This is a genomic window from Clostridium sp. CM036 (genome assembly GCF_055081135.1).
The window spans coordinates 651043-673238 of the sequence record NZ_CM143652.1; the positions used below are offsets into that span (position 1 = coordinate 651043).

At 30.9% G+C, this 22196-nt stretch carries 22 protein-coding genes; 20 read left to right on the forward strand and 2 right to left on the reverse strand.

Annotated features, from left to right (window positions below; translation table 11 throughout):
* Positions 1-35 precede the first annotated feature (35 nt).
* The 14 genes from ACWJKE_RS03055 to sigE all read left to right on the forward strand — a co-directional run bounded on the left by ACWJKE_RS03055 (position 36) and on the right by sigE (position 15217).
* A complete protein-coding gene (locus tag ACWJKE_RS03055) occupies positions 36-293 on the forward strand; it encodes a DUF1292 domain-containing protein (RefSeq protein ID WP_165412741.1) in 258 nt (85 codons plus the stop codon).
* A 183-nt stretch (positions 294-476) separates the two neighbouring features.
* Entirely contained in the window at positions 477-929 is a 453-nt protein-coding gene (locus ACWJKE_RS03060) for a Fur family transcriptional regulator (protein ID WP_165412740.1), read from the forward strand.
* A gap of 248 nt (positions 930-1177) precedes the next feature.
* Positions 1178-3001: a translational GTPase TypA gene (typA, locus tag ACWJKE_RS03065; protein ID WP_165412739.1), complete on the forward strand. Its 1824-nt coding sequence runs from the start codon at positions 1178-1180 to the stop codon at positions 2999-3001.
* A gap of 21 nt (positions 3002-3022) precedes the next feature.
* Positions 3023-4021 (forward strand): endolytic transglycosylase MltG, encoded by a 999-nt coding sequence (mltG, locus tag ACWJKE_RS03070; RefSeq protein ID WP_216302806.1) that lies wholly within the window; start codon positions 3023-3025, stop codon positions 4019-4021.
* A gap of 100 nt (positions 4022-4121) precedes the next feature.
* Positions 4122-4790 (forward strand): O-methyltransferase, encoded by a 669-nt coding sequence (locus ACWJKE_RS03075; RefSeq protein WP_216302807.1) that lies wholly within the window; start codon positions 4122-4124, stop codon positions 4788-4790.
* Positions 4787-6019, forward strand: coding sequence for a peptidase U32 family protein (locus tag ACWJKE_RS03080; RefSeq protein ID WP_216302808.1), 1233 nt, complete (start codon positions 4787-4789; stop codon positions 6017-6019). Before ACWJKE_RS03075 ends, ACWJKE_RS03080 begins: the two co-directional genes overlap by 4 nt.
* Positions 6019-6654: a uridine kinase gene (udk, locus tag ACWJKE_RS03085; protein ID WP_165412735.1), complete on the forward strand. Its 636-nt coding sequence runs from the start codon at positions 6019-6021 to the stop codon at positions 6652-6654. The genes ACWJKE_RS03080 and udk overlap by 1 nt, the downstream gene beginning before the upstream one ends.
* Positions 6655-6716: 62 nt before the next feature.
* Positions 6717-8474 (forward strand): penicillin-binding transpeptidase domain-containing protein, encoded by a 1758-nt coding sequence (locus ACWJKE_RS03090; protein WP_462959146.1) that lies wholly within the window; start codon positions 6717-6719, stop codon positions 8472-8474.
* 150 nt (positions 8475-8624) lie between these two features.
* Positions 8625-9326: an RNA polymerase sporulation sigma factor SigK gene (gene sigK / locus ACWJKE_RS03095; protein ID WP_253198157.1), complete on the forward strand. Its 702-nt coding sequence runs from the start codon at positions 8625-8627 to the stop codon at positions 9324-9326.
* Positions 9327-9570: 244 nt separating this feature from the next.
* On the forward strand, positions 9571-10626 hold the full coding sequence (locus ACWJKE_RS03100; protein WP_216302811.1) for a type IV pilus twitching motility protein PilT: 1056 nt from the start codon (positions 9571-9573) through the stop codon (positions 10624-10626).
* A gap of 374 nt (positions 10627-11000) precedes the next feature.
* On the forward strand, positions 11001-12254 hold the full coding sequence (ftsA, locus tag ACWJKE_RS03105; protein WP_220286572.1) for a cell division protein FtsA: 1254 nt from the start codon (positions 11001-11003) through the stop codon (positions 12252-12254).
* A 15-nt stretch (positions 12255-12269) separates the two neighbouring features.
* On the forward strand, positions 12270-13361 hold the full coding sequence (ftsZ, locus tag ACWJKE_RS03110) for a cell division protein FtsZ (protein WP_165412730.1): 1092 nt from the start codon (positions 12270-12272) through the stop codon (positions 13359-13361).
* A gap of 286 nt (positions 13362-13647) precedes the next feature.
* On the forward strand, positions 13648-14454 hold the full coding sequence (gene spoIIGA / locus ACWJKE_RS03115; protein WP_165412729.1) for a sigma-E processing peptidase SpoIIGA: 807 nt from the start codon (positions 13648-13650) through the stop codon (positions 14452-14454).
* A gap of 55 nt (positions 14455-14509) precedes the next feature.
* The gene (gene sigE / locus ACWJKE_RS03120) at positions 14510-15217 is read left to right on the forward strand and encodes an RNA polymerase sporulation sigma factor SigE (protein ID WP_165412728.1); all 708 of its coding nucleotides are present in this window, start codon (positions 14510-14512) and stop codon (positions 15215-15217) included.
* Between the two features lie 115 nt (positions 15218-15332).
* On the opposite strand, the gene ACWJKE_RS03125 is transcribed toward sigE, so the two are convergent.
* A complete protein-coding gene (locus ACWJKE_RS03125; RefSeq protein WP_462959350.1) occupies positions 15333-16214 on the reverse strand; it encodes an IS3 family transposase in 882 nt (293 codons plus the stop codon).
* The gene (locus ACWJKE_RS03130) at positions 16169-16705 is read right to left on the reverse strand and encodes a transposase (RefSeq protein ID WP_462958831.1); all 537 of its coding nucleotides are present in this window, start codon (positions 16703-16705) and stop codon (positions 16169-16171) included. Before ACWJKE_RS03130 ends, ACWJKE_RS03125 begins: the two co-directional genes overlap by 46 nt.
* A 114-nt stretch (positions 16706-16819) precedes the next feature.
* On the opposite strand from ACWJKE_RS03130, the gene ACWJKE_RS03135 reads away from it, so the two are divergent.
* The 6 genes from ACWJKE_RS03135 to pnpS all read left to right on the forward strand — a co-directional run bounded on the left by ACWJKE_RS03135 (position 16820) and on the right by pnpS (position 22121).
* Positions 16820-17503 carry a helix-turn-helix domain-containing protein gene (locus tag ACWJKE_RS03135; RefSeq protein ID WP_258280590.1) on the forward strand — a complete coding sequence of 228 codons (684 nt, stop codon included), beginning with the start codon at positions 16820-16822 and terminating at the stop codon, positions 17501-17503.
* Between the two features lie 74 nt (positions 17504-17577).
* Entirely contained in the window at positions 17578-18396 is an 819-nt protein-coding gene (locus ACWJKE_RS03140) for an IS3 family transposase (protein WP_253198320.1), read from the forward strand.
* Positions 18397-18708: 312 nt separating this feature from the next.
* Positions 18709-18969, forward strand: coding sequence for a YlmC/YmxH family sporulation protein (locus ACWJKE_RS03145; protein ID WP_165412727.1), 261 nt, complete (start codon positions 18709-18711; stop codon positions 18967-18969).
* 60 nt (positions 18970-19029) lie between these two features.
* The gene (nrdR, locus tag ACWJKE_RS03150; RefSeq protein ID WP_165412726.1) at positions 19030-19485 is read left to right on the forward strand and encodes a transcriptional regulator NrdR; all 456 of its coding nucleotides are present in this window, start codon (positions 19030-19032) and stop codon (positions 19483-19485) included.
* 234 nt (positions 19486-19719) lie between these two features.
* Entirely contained in the window at positions 19720-20415 is a 696-nt protein-coding gene (locus ACWJKE_RS03155) for a response regulator (protein ID WP_165412725.1), read from the forward strand.
* A gap of 2 nt (positions 20416-20417) precedes the next feature.
* Positions 20418-22121, forward strand: coding sequence for a two-component system histidine kinase PnpS (pnpS, locus tag ACWJKE_RS03160; protein ID WP_165412724.1), 1704 nt, complete (start codon positions 20418-20420; stop codon positions 22119-22121).
* The last annotated feature ends 75 nt before the right edge of the window (positions 22122-22196 follow it).

Here is a 22196-nt window from a genome sequence, read left to right on the forward strand (position 1 = left end):
ATTATTGATTGCATAAATTGAAAGGAGAAAATAAAATGGATAACAATGTTGAAACCGTATTATTATATGATGAAGAGGGTAAAGAAATAGAATTTGACGTACTAACGAAATTGGACATTAAAGATAAGGAATATGTTATAGTTGCGCCAACTGGTGAAGAAGATATTGATGCAATTGCACTAAGAATAGATAAGGACGCAGAGGGTGAGGATATTTTAGTTACAATAGATGATGATGAAGAGTTTGAAATGATTTCGGAGGCGTATGACGCAATTTCTTCAGGAGAACTATAATAGTATTTAAGCAAAAAGATTCTAAATTAAGACATTTTAATATATTTTCAAACTAATTAACCTATTTTCTTAAAACTAAATGATTATCAATTGACAATATTATAATAAAGGATTAAAATAAAAGTATACTTAATATAATTTTATCTATGAGTCAAATGATGTTTGTAGAAAAGGGGTATATATATGTCAAAGGTATCTCCAGAGAGCGTTGAGAGTTTAAAAGAAACTCTAAAACAAGAGGGCTATAAGCTTACTCCGCAGAGAAGGGCTATTTTAAATGGGATAATTAAGAGTGAAGGTAGCCATCTTACTGCGGAAGAACTATATGACTTGGTTAAATCTGACTGTCCAGAAATAGGTCTTGCTACAATTTATAGAACAGTTCAACTTTTAGAAGAAATGGGTGTAATTCGAAAGTTTGATTTAGATGATGGCTGTAGTAGATATGAACTTAACCATGAGAATGAGAGACATCAACATCATCACCTAATATGTAATCGCTGTGGTAAAGTATTAGAGGTGCAGGGAGATTTACTAGAGGAATTAGAGACTATTGTTGAAAAAAAATATAACTTTAAGATTGAAGATCATAGTTTGAAATTCTATGGTGTTTGTGACAAGTGTATTTGCAAATAATGTAAACGATAAATCCTACAGAGGAAGCATTTGTATTTATGTGGGATGATGTGATGAAAAAACCAAGTAAATGATGTAATTTAAGTAAATGTATCATTTTTTTAATAATGAATGCTATACATAGTTGACTTTTTTGCAAGATAACATTAAAATAAGTATAGTAAATGCGAAAGTTGGGTACTTAAAGACGTATCCAATTTTTGTTTGTGTAATATGTTTAACTTACGAAAAAAAATTGGAGGATTAATATGAATTTATTTACAAGAAATGATGTTAGAAATATAGCAATAATTGCTCACGTAGATCACGGTAAGACAACACTAGTGGATTGTTTACTTAAACAAAGCCATGTTTTTAGAGAAAACGAAAAAGTGCAAGAAAGAGTAATGGACTCTAACGATTTAGAAAAAGAAAGAGGAATAACAATTCTTTCTAAAAATACTGCAATAATGCATAATGGAATTAAAATAAATATAGTTGATACTCCTGGCCACGCTGACTTCGGTGGAGAGGTTGAACGAGTACTTAAAATGGTTGATAGCGTACTTCTTGTAGTTGATGCATATGAAGGTCCAATGCCACAAACTAAATTCGTTTTAAAAAAGGCATTAGAATTAAACCTTAAGCCAATCGTTGTTATAAACAAAATTGATAGAAAAGATGGTCGTCCTACACATGTTCTTGATGAAGTCTTTGACTTATTTGTTGAACTTGGAGCGGATGATGAACAATTAGATTTTGCAGTGGTATATGCTTCTGCTAGAGAAGGATTTGCTAAATTAAATGTTGATGATGTAAGTGACAACATGGAACCATTATTTGATTCTATAGTAAAGAATGTAAAGGCACCAGAAGGATATTTAGATATGCCACTTCAATTGCTTATTTCAACTATTGATTATAATGAGTATGTTGGTAAGATTGGAATAGGAAAGATCGAAAGAGGATCAATCAAAAGAAATCAACCTATCGCACTTATAAGAAAAGATGGCACAATAAACAATGTTAAAGTTTCAGCTCTTTTTGTTTACAAAGGTCTTAAAAGAGAAGAAACTGAAGAAGCAATGCTTGGTGATATAGTAGCAGTTTCTGGTATTCCAGACATTAACATCGGAGAGACAATAGCTGATATTAATGAACCAGAAGCTCTTCCATTCGTTGAAATTGATGAGCCTACACTAACTATGAATTTCATGGTTAATAATTCTCCTTTTGCAGGAAAAGAAGGAACTTATGTTACATCAAGACACATAAGAGATAGACTTATCAAAGAGCTTGAAACCAATGTTAGTTTAAGAGTAAAAGAAATTGATGATGGTTTTGAAGTAAGTGGAAGAGGAGAACTTCATCTTTCAGTTCTAATTGAAACTATGAGACGTGAAGGATATGAATTCCAAGTGTCAAAAGCAAATGTTATATTTAAAGAAGAAAATGGCCATAAAACAGAGCCAATTGAGTACCTTACAATTGACGTACCAGAAGAATTTATGGGCGTAGTAATGGAGAAAATGGGACCTAGAAAAGCAGAAATGGTAAATATGACTTCAGCTATAAATGGATACACTAGATTAGAATTTAAAATACCATCAAGAGGATTAATTGGATTTAGAAGTGAACTTATGACTGATACCAAGGGTAATGGTATAATGAATCACGTTCTAGATGGTTACGATAAATACAGAGGTGAAATACCAGATAGAAGTAGAGGTTCTTTAATTGTATTTGAAACAGGAGAATCAATTACTTACGGATTATTTAATGCTCAGGATCGTGGTACTCTTTTCCTAGAACCAGGAGTGCCTGTATATGCAGGAATGATTGCAGGAGAATGTGCAAGAGCTGGAGATATGGAGATAAATATTTGTAGAAAGAAACAATTAACAAATACTAGATCTTCAGGAGCAGATGAATCACCAAAACTAGTTCCAGTAAAACAAATGACACTAGAACAATGCTTAGAATTTATAGCTGTTGATGAGTTAGTTGAAATTACTCCTCTAAATATCAGAATGAGAAAAAGAATATTAGATTCAGGAGAAAGAAAAAGAGCAACTAGCAAAAAAAGCAAATAGCATAAATTATGGGGTGGTTTAATGAAAAAGATAGTGCTATTAATTATGGTTTTAATAGTTTGCGTATTAGCTGGTAATTTTCAGTATAAAAAGATAATACAGCATCCTATTAAAACTAATAAAGATATCTATGTTAATGTGAAAAATGGAGACGCTTTGTATAGTGTACTAGATGATTTAAACCAAATTGGTGCTATAAAAAATGCAAGTATTATAAAATTTTATATCAAATCAAACAAAATAAAATCTAATGTTCATACAGGAAAGTTCTTGATACCAAAGGATGTTACAGTTGTGGAGTTTATAAAAATTTTATCAACTGTAGGAAATGAAAAAGACATTATTAAAGTAACAATACCTGAGGGATTTGATATAAATAGTATTGCAAATATGCTACAAGAAAAAGGCATAATAAACAAAGAAAAATTTATTGATAGCTGTAAAACTTACAAGCTGCCTACTTATATTACGGAAAAAGAAAACCGAAAATTTAATTTGGAAGGTTTTCTTTTTCCATCTACATATGATCTTAAAGCCGGTATGAGTGGAAATGCAATAATAAAATTAATGGTGGATAAGTTTTATAGTACTATAAATGAAATAAATAAAGAAACGCCTATAGAGATGAAGAAATTAGATGATATAATAATAATGGCATCAATTGTTGAAAGAGAAACTAGTGATAAAAATGAAAAAGCTAAAGTGGCATCAGTTTTTTATAATAGGCTAAAAAAAGACATGAAGTTACAATCTTGTGCAACTGTTTTATATTCTTTAGGTAAACATAAGGAAAAATTATACAATAAAGATTTAGAGGTTAAGTCACCTTATAATACCTACAAGGTGACAGGACTTCCTGTAGGTCCAATATGTAACCCAGGAAAAGAATCTATTAAAGCAGCCTTATCTCCTACTAAAACAAATTATTTATACTTTGTTTTAAGTAATGATGGAAAGCATTTTTTTACAGATGACTATAATGAATTTTTAAAGGTCAAAGATGTAACACAAGGATTTTAGTTAGTGTTAGTCACATGAGAATAAATAACAAGTCAGTATAATTATATCGTTGACTTGTTATTTGTTTTTATGTGCATTAATGAATTTTGGAGGAAATTAAATGAGTGGGATAACATATGATTATATGGAACAATATTTAAGAGATCTCATTCCAAGTAATGTTGGTATTTTAGATGAGCTAGAGAAATTTGCTCTCGAGAATAGAGTCCCTATAGTTCAAAAAGAAACTGCTAAATTTTTGGAATTAATGATAACTATAAATAGACCTAAAAAAATTTTAGAGCTGGGCACGGCTATAGGATATTCTTCTATTTTAATGAATTTAACTTCCGGTGGGTTAAGTGAAATTACGACTATTGAAAGAGATGAAAAAATGATAGAAATTGCAAATGCGAATATAATAAAATACGGAATGCAGAATAAAATTACTGTTCTAAAAGGAGATTGTTTAGAGATTTTAGAAAGTCTCCAAGATGAATATGATATGATTTTTATGGATGCAGGTAAAGGTCACTATAATCATTTTCTTCCTCACTGCTTGAGACTCTTAAAAAGAGAGGGAGTTCTTATTGCTGATAATGTACTTTTTCGAGGAATGGTTGCATCGAAAGAACTCGCAACACGTAGAAAAATCACTATAATAAAACGTATGAAAAGCTATTTAGAACTAGTATCTAATAATGATAACCTTGTAACTTCTGTAATACCAATGGGTGATGGTATCTCAGTTACAGTAAGAAAGTTTGCAGGGGGAAGTAAGGAGGCATGAAACTAATGAAACCAGAAATATTAGCACCGGCAGGTAATTTGGAGAAATTAAAAGCAGCTATAAATTTTGGAGCAGACGCAGTTTATTTAGGCGGAAGTAAATTGAATTTAAGAGCTTTTGCGGATAATTTTAGCAATGTTCAATTAAAAGAAGGTATAGACTTTGCACATTCCAAAGGTAAAAGAGTATATGTTACATTAAATGTATTTCCTCATAATGACGATTTAGAAGGCCTAGAAGGTTATCTAAAAGAAATATATGAACTAGGTGCAGATGCTATTATTGTTTCTGACCCAGGAATTATTATGACGGCTAGAGAAGTTGTACCAAATTTAGAAATTCATTTGAGTACCCAATCTAACAATGTAAACTACAAATCAGCTATTTTTTGGCATAAGCAAGGGGTCAAAAGAATTGTTCTTGCAAGAGAATTGTCTCTAGGTGAAATTAAAGAAATTAGAGCAAAGTTGCCGGATAGTTGTGAACTTGAAGCTTTTGTCCATGGATCTATGTGTATGGCATATTCGGGAAGATGTCTAATGTCAAATTATATGACGGGAAGAGATGCAAATCGTGGACAATGCGCCCAGCCATGTAGATATAAATATTTCTTAACGGAAGAAAAAAGAGATGGTGAGTACTTTCCTATAATAGAAGATGATAAAGGCACTTACATAATGAATTCAAAGGACTTATGCATGATAGAACATATACCGGAACTTGTAGAATCAGGGATAACGTCATTTAAAATAGAAGGAAGAATGAAAAGCTCATATTATGTTGCTTCTGTATGTAAATCCTATAGAGAAGCTTTGGATACATATATGAAGGATTCAGTAAATTATAAATTTCAAAAAAAATGGATGGATAACCTCTTGAAACCGAGTCACAGACAATATTATACTGGGTTCTACTTTGGAGATCCCAATAAACAGATACATGAATCCTCTTCATATATTAGAGATTACGATATAGTTGGAATTGTACGCGAATACCATTCGGAAAATAATATTGCATTAGTGGAACAAAGGAATAAAGTATTCCAGGGTGATACTGTTGAAGTATTAAGGCCTGTAGGAGATAATGTTTTAATTGTGCTTAATGATATGAGAAATTCTAAGGGCGAAAGCATAGCTGCTGCACCAAGTGCCCAGATGTTATTCACTGTAAATGTTAAAGAAAAACTACATGAGAATGATATACTTATCAAATCTAAGGAGAAAGAATAATGTATCGCCCGGTTTTAATAGGGATAACCGGAGGAACGGGTTCAGGAAAAAGCACTATAGCGAGAGAAATTTATAAACATTTTGATGAGACATGTATTACAATGATTGCACAAGATTCTTATTATAAGGATCAGAGTAATCTTTCTTTTGAAGAAAGAATAAAAACAAATTATGATCATCCGGATGCTTTTGATACTTCACTATTAGTGAGACACCTAAACCTTCTTTTAGAAGGAAAGGTTATTGAAAAGCCTATATATAATTTTGAAATGCATAATAGAATAGAAGAAACAGTTTCCGTGCAGCCAAAGGAAATTATTATATTTGAAGGGATTCTTGTACTCCAGGAAAAGGTTCTTCGTGACATGCTGGATATTAAAATATATGTAGACACAGATGCAGATGTTAGGTTTATACGAAGACTTACAAGAGATATTACCGAGAGAGGTAGAACAACAGATTCTGTTATAAATCAATATTTAAATGTTGTTAAACCAATGCACGAACAATTTATTGAACCTACCAAAAGACACGCTGACATTATTATACCTGAAGGCGGACATAATAAGGTAGCTATAGATATAATTACAGCTAATATAAGCCAAATACTGCAGAAACAGCAAAAGAAAAAATAACATATTTGAAGTATAAAACATCTCAATCTAGGCGAGAATTAGCCTAGGTGAGGTGTTTTTTTATGAGTAGTAGAAATAATATCTTTGGTTACTCAAATCAAAGAAGTGAAATTAAAAAAAGAACTTGGACGGTAATGGGTGTGTTTACGGTATTATTTTGTTTTTTAATTTGGAGAATCATGAATTACATGTATTTTAAATCTGAACCCTTGAAAACTATGTTTAATTCACAATATACAATAGATGAACAATATGGGTCGCTATATAGTTTAACTGACTGTAATGGGCGAGATCTTTTGAATTATGCTGTGAGTTACTATGCGATTATTGATCCTGTCGATTATTTGAGATTTAATGAATATACTAGCAAATATGACATGCAAGCATTAACTATTACTTTAAGAAACTATGATAAAGGCTATGATTTAGAAAAAATAAAAGGTAATGGTAATGGAGAGAAAATAAGATATAAAATTGATGAAGTGACTTATAATAAACTTAAAGATATTAAAAAAGTAAAAGGATTTTATACCTATGTAGCTAATGAAGTGATCAAGGATAGGAATTGGAAAATTGAAAATGTATTGATAGACCCGAAATACAATAAAGAACACGTTGATCCTGTATCTAAAAAAGTCATTAGTGATTATGTATTCAAAGGTACTGATTCTTTGGAAATGGAAATATACAATAAAACTAAAAATAATGATTATACAAAAATTAGATTTGCTAAAGGGGTTAATGGCGAAATAGCTGCGGGCAAAATTATTAATCCTAAAAACAATGTTAATGTAAGACTTACCTTAGATAAAGAAATCCAAGATAAAGCCTGTGCTGTTATTCATGAGGGAATCTACAAAAAGTATAGTCAAATTGGTGTTGTAGTGATGGAGAGCAATAATGGAAAGATAAGGGCGATGGTACAAAAGGATGATAACGCTTATAATGCGAACTTAGGATATCCAAGTACTAATGGAGCTTTGCCGGGATCGATTTTTAAAGTTATTGTGGATGAAGCTGGTTTAGACACGAACAAAATAGATAACTATAAAAAATATACAGTAAGTCCTAAAATATTTCTAGAAGAGCCTTTTAAGGGAGAAACATTTACAGTTGCAGAGGCGCTAGCCAAATCTTCTAATAACATATTTGCTCAACTAGGTTGGAAAATAGGTTTTAAAAATATATATGATTATGCAGAAAAACAAGGGATGTTACATAAAGTATTAAATATTCATCAAGAGGCCAGTGGTAAGTTTGACATGGCGGATTTATTACACCCTACGGATGGTGATACAAGTCAAACAGCTATTGGTCAGAATGTTAGAATAACGCCGCTAGAAGCCATGAGTATTCCTAATACTATTATAAATAATGGAGTGTATGTTCAGCCAAGCATAATAGATGCATACGTAAATGACGATAATAAAATTCTAGGGGAAATTACCCCTAAAAATACGACCATATTAAAAAGAGAAACTGCAGAAGCTGTGAAACTTCATATGATGGATGTAGTAAACAAAGGCACAGGAACCCAGGCTTCAATTAAAGGCATGGATATAGGTGGGAAAACGGGCACTACTACATACTATGTAAATAAATTAGTAAATGGGAAAAAAGAAAGTCAGAAGTGTTCCGATGGATGGTTTGTTGGCTTTTTCAATTTAAACGGGAAAAATTATTCCATGGTTGTATATGTAAATAATATTGAGATGAGTAATGTAAAAGGTGTAGCAGATGAAGAAGGTGGAGGTACAGCGGCTCCGATATTTAAAAAAGTAGTTAACGCCATTAAAACATCTCCTGTGAGGCTGCATTAAAGACTTCGGAAGGAAAGTTATTAGCTAAAGAAATTTATAAAATAATAAAATAAATTTCCATGTACAGGCACTTTTAGTAAAATAAATCATATTATATTATAAGCTCTATTAGGAGGAACATCTGTGTTTTTCATAAATTGTTTATTAGATATGATTGGAAATGTTACACTTTTGACGGCTTATATAACTGGAAGTAGTTCATTCCCTCAACCATTAAGTGAAGAAGAGGAGAAATCCTATTTAAAAAAGTTAAAGGACGGCGAGTTACTAGCTAAAGGTGTATTAGTTGAACGAAATCTAAGACTAGTTGCACATATAGTAAAAAAATATTCCTATCCAGGAAAGGATGTAGATGACCTGATTTCTATTGGAACTGTAGGTCTTATTAAAGCCATTGATTCCTTTGATATAAGTAAGGGAACAAGGCTTGCCACCTATGCTGCAAGGTGCATAGAAAACGAGATACTTATGCTTATTCGCAATAATAAGAAAACAAAAGGGGAGGTTTACCTGCAAGACCCTATTGGTATTGATAAAGAGGGTAATGAGATATCACTTATGGATGTGTTAAGCAGCGATGAAGATTCTATTATTGATATAGTAGAAAGTAAAATACAAATTAAAAAGCTTTATAATAAGATAAACGTAGCTTTAATGGATAGAGAAAAAACAATAATTCAAATGCGATATGGATTACTTGATGGTAACCCTAGAACTCAAAGAGAAATTGCATTGATCTTAGGGATTTCAAGGTCCTATGTTTCTAGAATTGAAAAGAGGGCATTAAAGAAGCTTAATAAGGAATTAAATAGTACTAGTAAAAATAGGTTGAATAGTTCTAATAAATTGTAACAACTATGGTATAATTATAAAATGTACACCGTTAGTCAAATAAAGCATCTTAACGATTTTCATTAAAGATACAAAATATTTCGGGAAAGAATGTATTTAAATTATTTATCTGAGAAAATAAAATTTCTGCAGTTAGGTGATGAAAATGGAGCAAAAATTTTAAGTGACAAGAAGATTCTAAAATTTAGAACTCAATTTGGCATATATATTTGGAAGCTTCATTAAAAGAACAGGAGGACCAATAATGATACCTCTTAGTGAATTACTAAAAAAGACAACAGAACAAAATGCATCAGATTTGCACCTTACAGTGGACTCAGTGCCAATCATTAGAGTCGATGGTAATTTAATACAAACAGGAAAAGATAAATTAACTCCAGCAGACACTGAAAAATACTCAAGAGAAATTTTAGAGAATTCTTATGAAAAATATTGTCAAAATGGAGAAATCGATACGTCTTACTTTATTTACGGACTTGGAAGATTTAGGGTTAATGTTTATAAACATAGGGGAAGCGATACTATAGCTATTAGAGTAGTTGCATTAAAAATACCTACTATTAAACAGCTTGAGCTTCCAGAGGTTGTTAGGGTTCTTACCACAAAACAAAGAGGGCTAGTTTTAGTGACAGGGCCTACAGGTAGTGGTAAAAGTACAACTCTCGCTGCTATGGTTAATGAAATTAATTCTACTAGAGCATGTAATATTATAACACTCGAGGACCCTATTGAATATTTACACAAACATAACAAATCCATTATTAATCAAAGAGAAATCGGAAAAGACAGTAAAAATTATAAAAATGCATTAAGGGCTATTCTTAGAGAGGATCCAGATGTTATATTAGTAGGTGAAATGCGAGATCTTGAAACGATTTCTATTGCTATTACTGCAGCTGAAACTGGACATTTGGTTTTCTCTACTTTACATACTATAGGTGCAGCAAAAACAGTAGATAGAATAGTTGATGTATTTCCTCCATATCAGCAGCAACAAATTAAAGTTCAATTATCAGCGGTAATGCAGGGAATAGTTTCTCAACAATTAATACCTAAGATAAGTGGAAGAGGGAGAGTAGCAGCGCTTGAGGTAATGATATCAACTCCAGCAATTCAAAATCTTATCCGCGAAGGCAAGACACATCAATTACAATCTTGTGTTCAAACTGGCGGGAAATATGGTATGAAAACTATGGATATGTCAATTGCAGAGTTATATAAAAAAGGTGTTATATCTAAAGAGGAAGCAATTAATTACTCAGTTGACAATGAAATGATTGTAAGAATGCTATCGCTTTAGTAAATAATTAAAAAACAAGCTAAAAGCATAGATAAATTATAGCTTTCAGCTTTATTTTTAATTTAATGTAAAATTAACCAATTTATATACTATTTGGTTGATTTACTTAACGATATGATATTGCTTTTTCTATATTTTGCTATTATAATTAGTCTAGAAGGACAAGTTAGCTTTTTAACATCATAATATAATGTATTTACTAATTTGAAATTAAGGTTATATATATCTGCAAATATACAATAAAATGAAATTAATTTTGATTATATTTAAATTAATAATAAATATTTAAAAAAATCATTTAAATTAAGAGGAAAATTTATCTTTTTGTTGAATATATACACTTAAGGTTTCTCTTATGAGGGGGGATAAACTTAATGAATGAACAAATAGTAGGGATTGATTTAGGATCATCAAAAATATGTGGATCAGTTGGTAAAATCAGTAGTAATGGAAAACTTCAGATTATAGGCATTACATCAGTTGTATGTAGTGGTTTAAATAAATCAGTTGTAATAGATATTGATAGTACAGCGGAAGCTATAAAAAAATGTATTACACAATTAGAGCGTATGACAGATACACAAATCAATGAAGGGTATATATCTTTACCTGGAGGAATTTGTGAACTAGTAAGAAATACAGGTATGATTGCGATATCTTCTGAAGACAGAGAAATAAAGCAGAGCGACGTGGACAGGGTAATTGAGGCAGCTAAACTCATCTCAGTTCCGCCCGATAAAGAAATAGTAGGTGTTGAGCCCGAACAATATATTGTTGATGGATATGATAATATCAAAGACCCTAGAGGAATGAGTGGTATAAGGCTAGAAGTTGAAGGACAAGTAGTCATGGCACAATCCACAGTAGTTAGTAATTTATTAAAAAGTGTGAAGCGAGCTGGAATTAAAGTTAATGGGATAGTACTTCAACCATCAGCTATATCAGAGGCTGTATTACGAAAAGAAGAAAAGGACATGGGAATAGCACTAGTTGATGTTGGAGCACAAACTATTGATATTTCTATTTACAAGAGTGGAAAATTAAAACATACTTCTATTATTCAATTAGGTGGAGATAACATAACCAACGATATCTCGGTTTGTCTTAAAGTTCCTTTTAGCGAAGGTGAAAGATTAAAGCTTAAATATGGAAGCTTAATTAAAGAAAATGGAGAAAACGTTGAGAAAATTAGAGTCAAAGATTCTTATGATAATTTAATGGAAATTGATAATAATTTATTAGTTGATATAATTTATGCTAGAGTAGATGAGTTATTACATTTAATTAAAAGAAACCTAGTAAATAGTGGATTTTATAATGAAACTTCTGGAGTAGTAATAGTTGGTGGAGGTATAGCTTTATTAAGAGGCACTAATGAACTCAGTAAAGTTATACTCGATAAGTCAGTGAGAATAGGTTCACCAGAGTATGTAGGAGCAGCTAGCCCTATATATGTTACAGCAGTAGGTATAGTGCTTCAAGCTGTTAATAATATTAAAACTAGTAATAGTTCATTGGAAGAATCAGATGAACATTCATATGATAACAAATGGTCAAAAAACAAAAATATAAAAGTAGAAAATGGATTTGCATCAAAAATAAAAGGTTTTTTTGCAGATTTTTTCTAAAGAGGAGGTAGTGTTGTGCTAGATTTTGATGTTGATGTTCAAGAATTTGCTCAAATTAAAGTAATTGGGTGTGGAGGCGGAGGAAACAATGCTATAAACAGAATGATTATAGAGGGACTCAAAAACGTGGAGTTTATAGCGATAAATACGGATAAACAAGCTTTAATTCTTTCTCATGCAGTTCAAAAAATTCAAATTGGTGATAAGTTAACTAAGGGGCTAGGAGCAGGCGCTAATCCAGAAATAGGTATGAAAGCGGCAGAAGAAAGTAAAGAAGAAATTTCTCAAGCAATAAAAGGAGCGGATATGGTATTTATTACTGCAGGTATGGGAGGCGGTACAGGTACTGGAGCTGCACCTGTAGTTGCAGAAATCGCTAAATCCATGGGAATACTTACTGTAGGAGTTGTAACAAAACCATTCCCTTTTGAAGGCAGAAAAAGAATGATTAATGCTGAAATCGGAATAAAAACGCTTAAAGAAGTAGTTGATACTTTAGTAACAATTCCAAATGAAAGATTATTAACAATGGTAGATAAAAAAACTACATTGATGGACTCTTTCAAAATGGCAGATGATGTTTTAAGACAAGGTATACAAGGTATATCTGATTTGATTACTATACCCGGTCTTGTAAATTTAGATTTTGCAGATGTGAGAACAATTATGCTTGCTAAAGGTCTTGCACATATGGGTGTTGGTAGAGCCTCTGGTGATAATAGATCTCAAGAGGCAGCAAAACAAGCTATTTCAAGCCCGTTACTAGAAACTTCTATAGTCGGTGCTACAGGTGTACTTTTAAATATTACTGGTGGAATGGACTTAGGTTTACTTGAAATAAATGAGGCTGCGGAAATTGTACAAGGTGCAGCTGACCCAGACGCTAATATTATATTTGGTGCAGTTATAGATGAAGACCTAAAAGATGAAATAAGAATAACAGTTATTGCAACTGGTTTTGAAAGTGACAAAGTTGTGCAAAATAAAACTGTCCCAAAGCCTAAAGTAAAAGAACCAGTTAATCCTATTGAAGAAGTTGCATATACTAAAGAGTATGGAGATTCTGATTTAGAAATTCCAGCTTTTTTAAGAAGACAAAGCAAGTAATAAATAGTAAAGTGCCTTTTGGCACTTTATTTGCGTTTAGGGCAATTTTAATTGCTAATAGGACATAATCTCTATGCAAATTCACTGAGTTAACTTAAGTCGTTTTAGAGGGGCTAGTTAACGTGGTGAATTAATAAGGAATGGTCCTTTTTTTTACTTTGTATTTCCTAACACAATATGGGAAAAAATGGTGATTTATAGAAGAATAAAAATAAAAAAATATTGTAAAAAATGACAAAATTTTGATTGCATAAGTTATATAATAATTTTAAAGGAGGAAGAGCAAGTGATAGTATATATAGATGTCCTTATATTAGTGAATTTTATAGTTAATCTATTCATATTGCATATTACAGTTCAAACATTAAGAAAAAGAGTAAATCTTATATGGATGTGTCTTTCAAGTTTTATAGGCAGCTTATATGTATTAACAGTAGTCTATCCAAAGCTTAGATACTTGACATATTTGCCTTTTAAAATATTAGTACCAGTCGCGATGATTTTAATTGTTTTTAGAGAAAAAAACATTTTATTCAATATTAAGGCTTCTTTAATATTTATATTATATTCAATACTTTTAGCTGGAATGTGTTTATTTATACAAATGAACAATAGTAAAAATATGTCATTTGATATAATCATAATAAATTTTCCTTACGAAAAATTAATGCTTTCAGTAATGATAATTTATATATTGATATACAGGATCATGATTTTTATTGGAGATAGAAAAAAAATATCAACACTTATATACACTGTTGATATAATAAATAAAAGCTATAAAAAAACTATTAAGGCATTTTTAGATACTGGAAATGAGCTTCGTGAACCTGCTACCAACTTACCAGTATTAATTGTTGAACGGGATATTTTAAGCGAAATTTTGTTAGAAAGAAACAACACTTACTTTATTCCTTATAATGTAGTGAATGGCACTAATGGAAGGCTTATAGGGTTTAAACCACAGTATATTAATATTCATATTGATAAAAAGAATGTTGAAACAAGAGATGTAATTATAGCATTTTGTGAGTATAAATTAAGCAAAGATAATGACTATAACGCTCTTATGTCTAGAGGGATACTCAGTTAGATGATTTAATAGGAAATGATCGCTATGTGCTAATAATATAGATGGGGAGGAAATTATGTTCAATTTTAAAGTGATGTTAAACAAGTTATTTGCTAAATTCAAAATATTTTCAAACAATTTGTTTTATATAGGAGGGAACGATGCATTGCCACCTCCTTTAACTAAGGATGAAGAGTATGAGTTAGTAGTTAAATTAGATACAGGTGATAAGCAGGTGAGAGCTACCTTAATTGAAAGAAATTTAAGACTGGTAGTATATATAGCAAGGAAGTTTGAGAATACAGGCTTAAATGTTGAAGATTTAATTTCTGTAGGAACCATAGGGCTTATAAAAGCAGTTAATACTTTTGATCCTGAAAAGAACATTAAGCTAGCTACATATGCTTCAAGATGTATAGAGAATGAAATTTTAATGTATCTTAGGCGAAATAGTAAAATTAAAACAGAAATTTCTCTTTATGAGCCTCTAAATGTTGATTGGGACGGTAATGAATTGCTGCTCTCAGACATTATTGGAACGGACAACGATGTGGTTTATAATATTATTGAAGAAGATGTAGATAAACAATTGCTTTGGCTTGCTATGCAACGTTTAAATTCAAGAGAAAAAGAAATTGTTCAATTAAGATTTGGCTTAAATGGAACCATAGAAAAAACACAAAAAGAAGTGGCTGATATACTTGGAATATCACAATCTTATATCTCAAGGCTTGAAAAAAGAATAATAAAAAGATTACAAAAAGAAATAAATAAAATGGTATAGGGGCCGCAAGTGATATGCTCCCCTTATGGTGAATTGAACCCTAAAAGTTGAACAAAATATTTGAACAAAATATTTCATGTATGGGACTAGTAGTTTAATGTAACTGCTGGTCCTTTTACGCTACTGATTTTCTATAATTAACTGGACTTAACCAATTCAAACTTTGTTTGATTCGATCATTGTTATAGTATTTGATATAATCGATTAATTCCATCTTTATTTCTTCCATTGATGTAAATTCCCTTATATACAATAGCTCAGTTTTTAAAATACTAAAAAAGTTTTCTACTACTGCATTATCATGACAGGTTGCTTTACGTGACATACTTTGTTGAATTCCTTTTGCTATTAATTTATTTCGATATGATTTTTGTTGATATTGCCATCCCTGATCCGAATGCAAAATAAGTCTCGTGTTATCGGGTATTTTTCTAAAAGCCTCTTCCAATGTATGATTAATTTGCATCATATTTGCATGGTCATTAAGATCATAACTAATAATTTCACGATTATATAAATCCAGAATTACTGATACGTATGTTTTTTGCCCACAAAATGAAATTTCACTGATATCCGTTACCCATTTCTGATTAGGTTTGTCCGCTTTAAAATTCCTGTTTAATATGTTAGGTGCGATTTTCCCAACATCACCCTTATAAGAGTTATATTTCTTCATTCTTACACAACAAAACAGTCCCAGAGAATTCATTAATTTTAGTACCGTCTTATGATTAATTATATATCCGAGTTTGTGTAACTCCGCTGTAATACGTCTGTAACCATATGTTTTTTTATTTTTATCAAAGAGTTCTATAATCTTTTGCTTTATTTTTTTATACTTATCTAGTCTGTTCATTCGTTTTATATAATAATAGTAAACACTGTGTGGAATTTGTGCTATATCTAAAAGCAGCGTGATTGTGTATTTATGCCTTAATTCATAGATTACTGTTACCTTTTCTTTGGTGTTTGCCTGGATTGAATTAAGGCATTCAATTTTTTTGTGTAATCTAGCTCCGCACGAAGACGCTCGTTTTCATTGTAAAGAGCCTTCTCCGTTTTTGTTTGTAAATCGCTTAGTTTTAAGTTTTTACAAGTGCTGATTATATTCTTTATAGGTTCTCCTTTTTTTCGGCCACGATGATCTATAGCTAAAAATTCTTTGCCATTTTCAATATAGAGTTTTTTCCATCTAAGAACTAAAGATTCATTAAGATTATATTTAGAACATATCTCATGTTTTGAAAGACCACTATTTATTAATTCTTCTGCAACCTTTATTCGAAAGTCACCTGTATATTTATTCCGTTTTCCATTACGAGGTATAAGTGCATCGTCGCCATGTAACTCCTGAATTTTTTCCCATCCTCGTATTGTTTGGGGAGCGACATCATATTTTCTTGCTAGAGCATTGCGTGAGCCATTATTAGCTTTCTTCCATTCATCAAGTATTTCTAAACGCTTTTCAAGTGTGTATTTTACTTTCAAAAAAAATCACCCCTTATATAAACAATTATAATACTTTGTCCAATAAAAGGGGAGCAGTTCATGGTAGACAGTTAAAATAATAAAACTGTTTACTATAAGGAGGGCTATTTTTTTATGGGAAGAAAATCAACTATATCAGACCAACAAAAAATTAAGGCTGTAACATCATATTTAAATGGAAAAGCTAGTATGTTAAGTTTATGCAACAAACTTCAAGTACATAAGAGTTCTTTTCAAAAATGGGTAATACGATATAAATCAGAAGGTGAAGCTGGGTTAAAACATTCTAGCAAAAATACTTCTTATACTGCCAAAATCAAGATTAACATTGTAAAAGAATATCTTGATGGGCATGGCTCACTGAATGATTTATGCATTAAGTATCATATTTCGTCAAATACAGTTTTATGCAATTGGATAAAGAAGTATAATGGTCATGAAAACATAAAATCTTCTGGAACAGGAGGAAAAATAATCATGACCAAAGGACGCAAAACTTCTTATATTGAACGCATTGAAATCATAAAGTACTGTATTGAAAACAATAACAGTTATAATAAAACTGTTGAAAAATATAAGGTATCTTATCCTCAGATTTATACCTGGATGAAGAAGTATAATCAGTTTGGTATTGAAGGGCTTTTGGACCGACGTGGAAAGCCAAAGGCTGAAGAGTTAATGACAGAAGATGAAAAGCTAAAAGCTCAATACAAGCTTTTAGAAGCACAAAATAGAAGATTACGGATGGAGAATGCTCTTCTAAAAAAAATCCAAGAGATAGAAAGAAGGCGATATTAAGCGAAGCTAGATACGAAGATACTTATCTTGCAATCCAAGAATTATCTAACAAAGATAAATTTCCTATAACTGAGTTGTGCATTATAGGCGGCGTTAGCCATTCTGCATATTATAAATGGCTACACAGAGAAAAAAGTAACCGAGTATTGAAAAACGAAGAATTATTAAAGCTTATTTGTGAGTTATATGAGGAAAAAGACGGTATCTTAGGCTATCGCCAGATGACGATTAAAATCCGTAGAGAATATAATAAAAAAGTTAATTATAAACGAATTTATCGTCTGATGCAGATATTAGGATTAAAATCCGTATGCAGAAAAAAAAGATATAATTATATTAAGTCAACTCCTGAAGTTACTGCAGAAAATATTTTGGATAGAAATTTTAAAGCAGAACAAGTCAATAAAAAATGGCTTACAGATGTAACCGAGTTTAAATATGGGAGAAGTGGACAAAAGGCTTATCTAAGTGCAATATTTGATTTAGGTGATAGAAGTATTGTTTCATATGTCATTGGTCATTCTAATAATAACCAATTGGTTTATCAAACCTTTAATCTTGCTGTTAAAGTATACCCTGATGCTAAACCAATATTTCATAGTGACCGAGGTTTCCAGTATACTTCAAAAATATTTAAAGAAAAACTAAAAAAAGCTGGAATGATACAGAGCATGTCGAGGGTTGGGCATTGTATTGATAATGGTCCAATGGAAGGATTTTGGGGAATCTTAAAAACAGAAATGTATTATCTTCATAAATTTGAAGACTATGAAAGCTTAAAGAAATCGATTGAAGACTATATAGAATATTATAATAATAGACGTTATCAAAAACGTTTAAAGTGCATGACACCAATGGAATATCAGCGATATCTATTAGGTAATGCAGCATAAATAAAGCGCCTACCAAATAATAGACGCCTTACATAAAATCTTTAATTATTTCCACTGTCTACTTGACAGGGGGCAGTTCAAAGTAGGACCCTTTTTATAATTTTATTTTAGAAACCGATTTTAAAAGTTATTATTTGAAGATTAAATATTAAGCAAAATGAAACAAATAAAGAAATGTTCTAATTATAAATAATATTTTTAATAACTTATGAATATAAATAATATAAAGTGCTAGGCCTCTAAAAATAGACTAGAGTAGTGACTAGCTGGTTTAAAAAAAGGGTTTATGAAAACTTATTGGGGGTGAACAAAATGGAAAGTTTAATGTTTGCAATAAATAATTTAAGACAGATGGAAATTATAGATATAAGTTCAGGCTCAAAAATGGGATATATCAAAGATTTAAAAGTTGATTGTGAAGACTATAGAATTATTTCAATCCTAATGCCAACCCAAAAGTCATCTTGGTTCAATAAAAATAATAGTGTTGAGATACCTTGGGAAAAAGTAAAGAAAATTGGGGTAGATGTTATTCTTGTAGATGGTAGTGATGTAAATATAGAAAACGAATAGGAAAAAGTGTATAATGTTAGTATATTTGCTAACTATACTATGAAAAGGACGTGAAGGCCATTGAAATGTCCATATTGCAGCTGTGAAGAAAGTAAAGTAGTTGATTCTAGATCAACAGATGAGAATATTGCAACTAGAAGAAGAAGAGAGTGCCTAAGTTGTTTTAAGAGATATACTACATATGAAAAAGTGGAAGATGTACCTATTTTAGTAATAAAGAAGGATTCTAATAGAGAATATTTTGACAGAACGAAAATATTAAATGGCCTTATGAAGGCATGCCAAAAGAGGCCGGTGTCAAGAAAACAAATAGAAGCTATTTGTGATGAAGTAGAAAAACAGTTAAACAATGAAATGCTTACAGAAGTGAAATCAGATTATATAGGAGAAATCATTATGAGCATATTAAAAAATGTAGATGAGGTATCTTATGTGAGGTTTGCTTCAGTTTATAGGCAATTCAAAGATATTAATACATTCATGGAAGAGATAAGGAAATTAATGTCTAAGGAATGAAAATGCCCTTAGGCATTTTTTTTATAATTTTTTTTTTGAAAAACTACGAGAAAATTATGACGTAGCAGCTAAATATATTAGAGGCTGATGATATGAAACTATCAGGTAAGTAATAGAACAGTTTACTAGTGAGGATATTTAGAGTAATATTAAGGCTAGTAATAATAAACAAAAGAAAATGTATTATTGTTTATTTAAAACAATAAACTAACGCTGAAATATGGAGGGATTAACATGGCTGAAGAAAAAATATTAGTGGTTGATGATGAGGAACATATACAAGAGTTAATTAAATTTAATTTGGAGAAGAATGGTTATAAAGTTATGTGTGCTAATAATGGTATAGATGCTATAAAACTTGCTAAAGAACAATTGCCGCAATTGATGTTACTAGATTTAATGTTACCTGGAATGGATGGCCTAGATGTTTGTAAGGAAATTAGAAAAGATTCATCTATGTCAAATATGTCAATAATAATGATAACAGCAAAAGCAGAAGAAATAGATAAAATAATAGGGCTAGAGTTAGGGGCAGACGATTATATTACAAAGCCATTCTCAGTAAGGGAGCTAGTAGCAAGAATCAAAGCCATGCTTAGAAGAACCAATATGCAAGTAGCTGAAAAGTCTTTTAGTGTTGGAAATTTGACTATTGATTTTGGTAAGCACGAGGTTATTAAAGGTGAAATCAAAATTGATTTGACATTAAAGGAATTCGAACTATTGGAAATTTTGATAAAGAATAAAGGAAGAGTTATGACTAGAGACTTTTTATTAGATAAAATATGGGGTTATGAATACTTAGGAGAAACAAGAACTGTTGACGTTCACATAAGACATTTAAGGCAAAAAATTGAAGAAGATGATAAAAATCCAATGTATATCCAGACTATTAGGGGCATAGGATATAGATTTAATTTTGGAGAGTAATTATGAAAAAAAAATTACTTATATATTTGTTAAGCACTGTGATTTTTATATTTGTGGTAGTAACTGCATTATTCACGTCTATTTTTAATTATGAATATCAGCAAAATCTAAAAGGGAAGCTTCAAATTAATAACAATATGATTATTAGATTATTGCAAAGTAATAATTTAAGAGACCCTCAGAAATTTTTTATGGAGAACTTAGAAAGTTCGCAGCTAAGAGTTACCTATGTTGATAAAAATGGTAAAGTTATTTATGATTCAAATATAAGCGGGGAAACTATGGATGATCATAATGATAGGCAAGAAATAAAAGACGCAAGAAAAAGCGGCAGTGGATTTACAGTGAGATATAGTAAATCTACTGATCGGAATATGATGTATTTTGCAACCACTTTTGGTGATGGGTTTATTATTAGAAGTTCTATGCCTCTTGAAATTGTAAATGGATTAGGCAGTAAATATTTTAAGCTTTACATCTTAGCCATAATTTTTTCAGCAATAATGTCAATTTGGTTTTCTCTAAAACTATCATATATTATAGTAAAACCAATTACCGACTTGATTTTTATTACTTCAAGAATTAGTAAGGGCGAATTTCATAGAAGAGCTAGAGTATTATCAGATGGTGAAATAGGACAACTAGCTAAGAATTTTAATGAGATGGCGGATAAACTAGAGTCTACATTGAATGAAGTTACCGATAAGCAAAACAGGCTTGAGGCTATTTTGCAAAGTATGGATAGTGGAGTCATTGCTGTAGATAGAAAAAATAAAGTGATAATGATTAATCCATATGCTAAAAAAACATTTGGAATCACTAAAGATATTATAGGGCAGAATCTTCTGGATAATATAAGGGATTTTGAATTAGAAAATATCTTCCACCAAAGTGATAATGATTATAAGGAAATAAAGATAGTTTGGCCACAAGAAAGAGAACTTAGAATAAAAACTACAGATATAATTAACAGAAGCGAACATATAGGCACTGTGGCAGTTGTTCAAGATATTACAGAAGTGAAAAAATTGGAAAATATGAGAACACAATTTGTTGCTAATGTTTCTCATGAGCTTAAAACGCCTTTAACCTCTATTAAAGGGTTTGCAGAAACTCTAAAATATGTTGATGATGCTGACACAAAGGAAAAATTTTTAAATATAATCAATGAAGAAGCTGAAAGATTAACTAGATTAAGTACAGATATTTTAACACTTTCACATATAGAACAACAAAAGGAAGTTAAAAATGAAAAAATTAATATTAATAAAATTGTAGAAAATGTCTACAACTTAATGAAAAACATAGCAGAATTAAAAGGAATCAAGTTAAAGGTTGATCAGCGAAATGTAAAAGAAGTGATAGGTGACGCTGATAGGTTTAAACAAATGTTAATTAACTTAGTAGATAATGCAATAAACTACTCAGAAACTGGAGATAGTGTTTGCATTGGAATGGAGAGCAAGGATGATAGATGCATGCTATGGGTTAAGGACACTGGGGTTGGAATAGACAAAGAACAAATTCCACGTATATTTGAGAGATTTTACAGAGTGGATAAGGCTCGTTTAAGATCAAAAGGTGGCACTGGATTAGGACTTGCTATTGTTAAGCATATAGTACTTAAATTAAATGGAAAAATATATGTGGAAAGTCAGCTAGGATCAGGCAGTAAATTTATAGTTGAAATTCCGTACGCTAAATAAAAATAAAGCTATCGCGTTATTAACGTGATAGCTTTATTTTTATCATTGTAAAGTTTAATTAACATTAGCTAAACT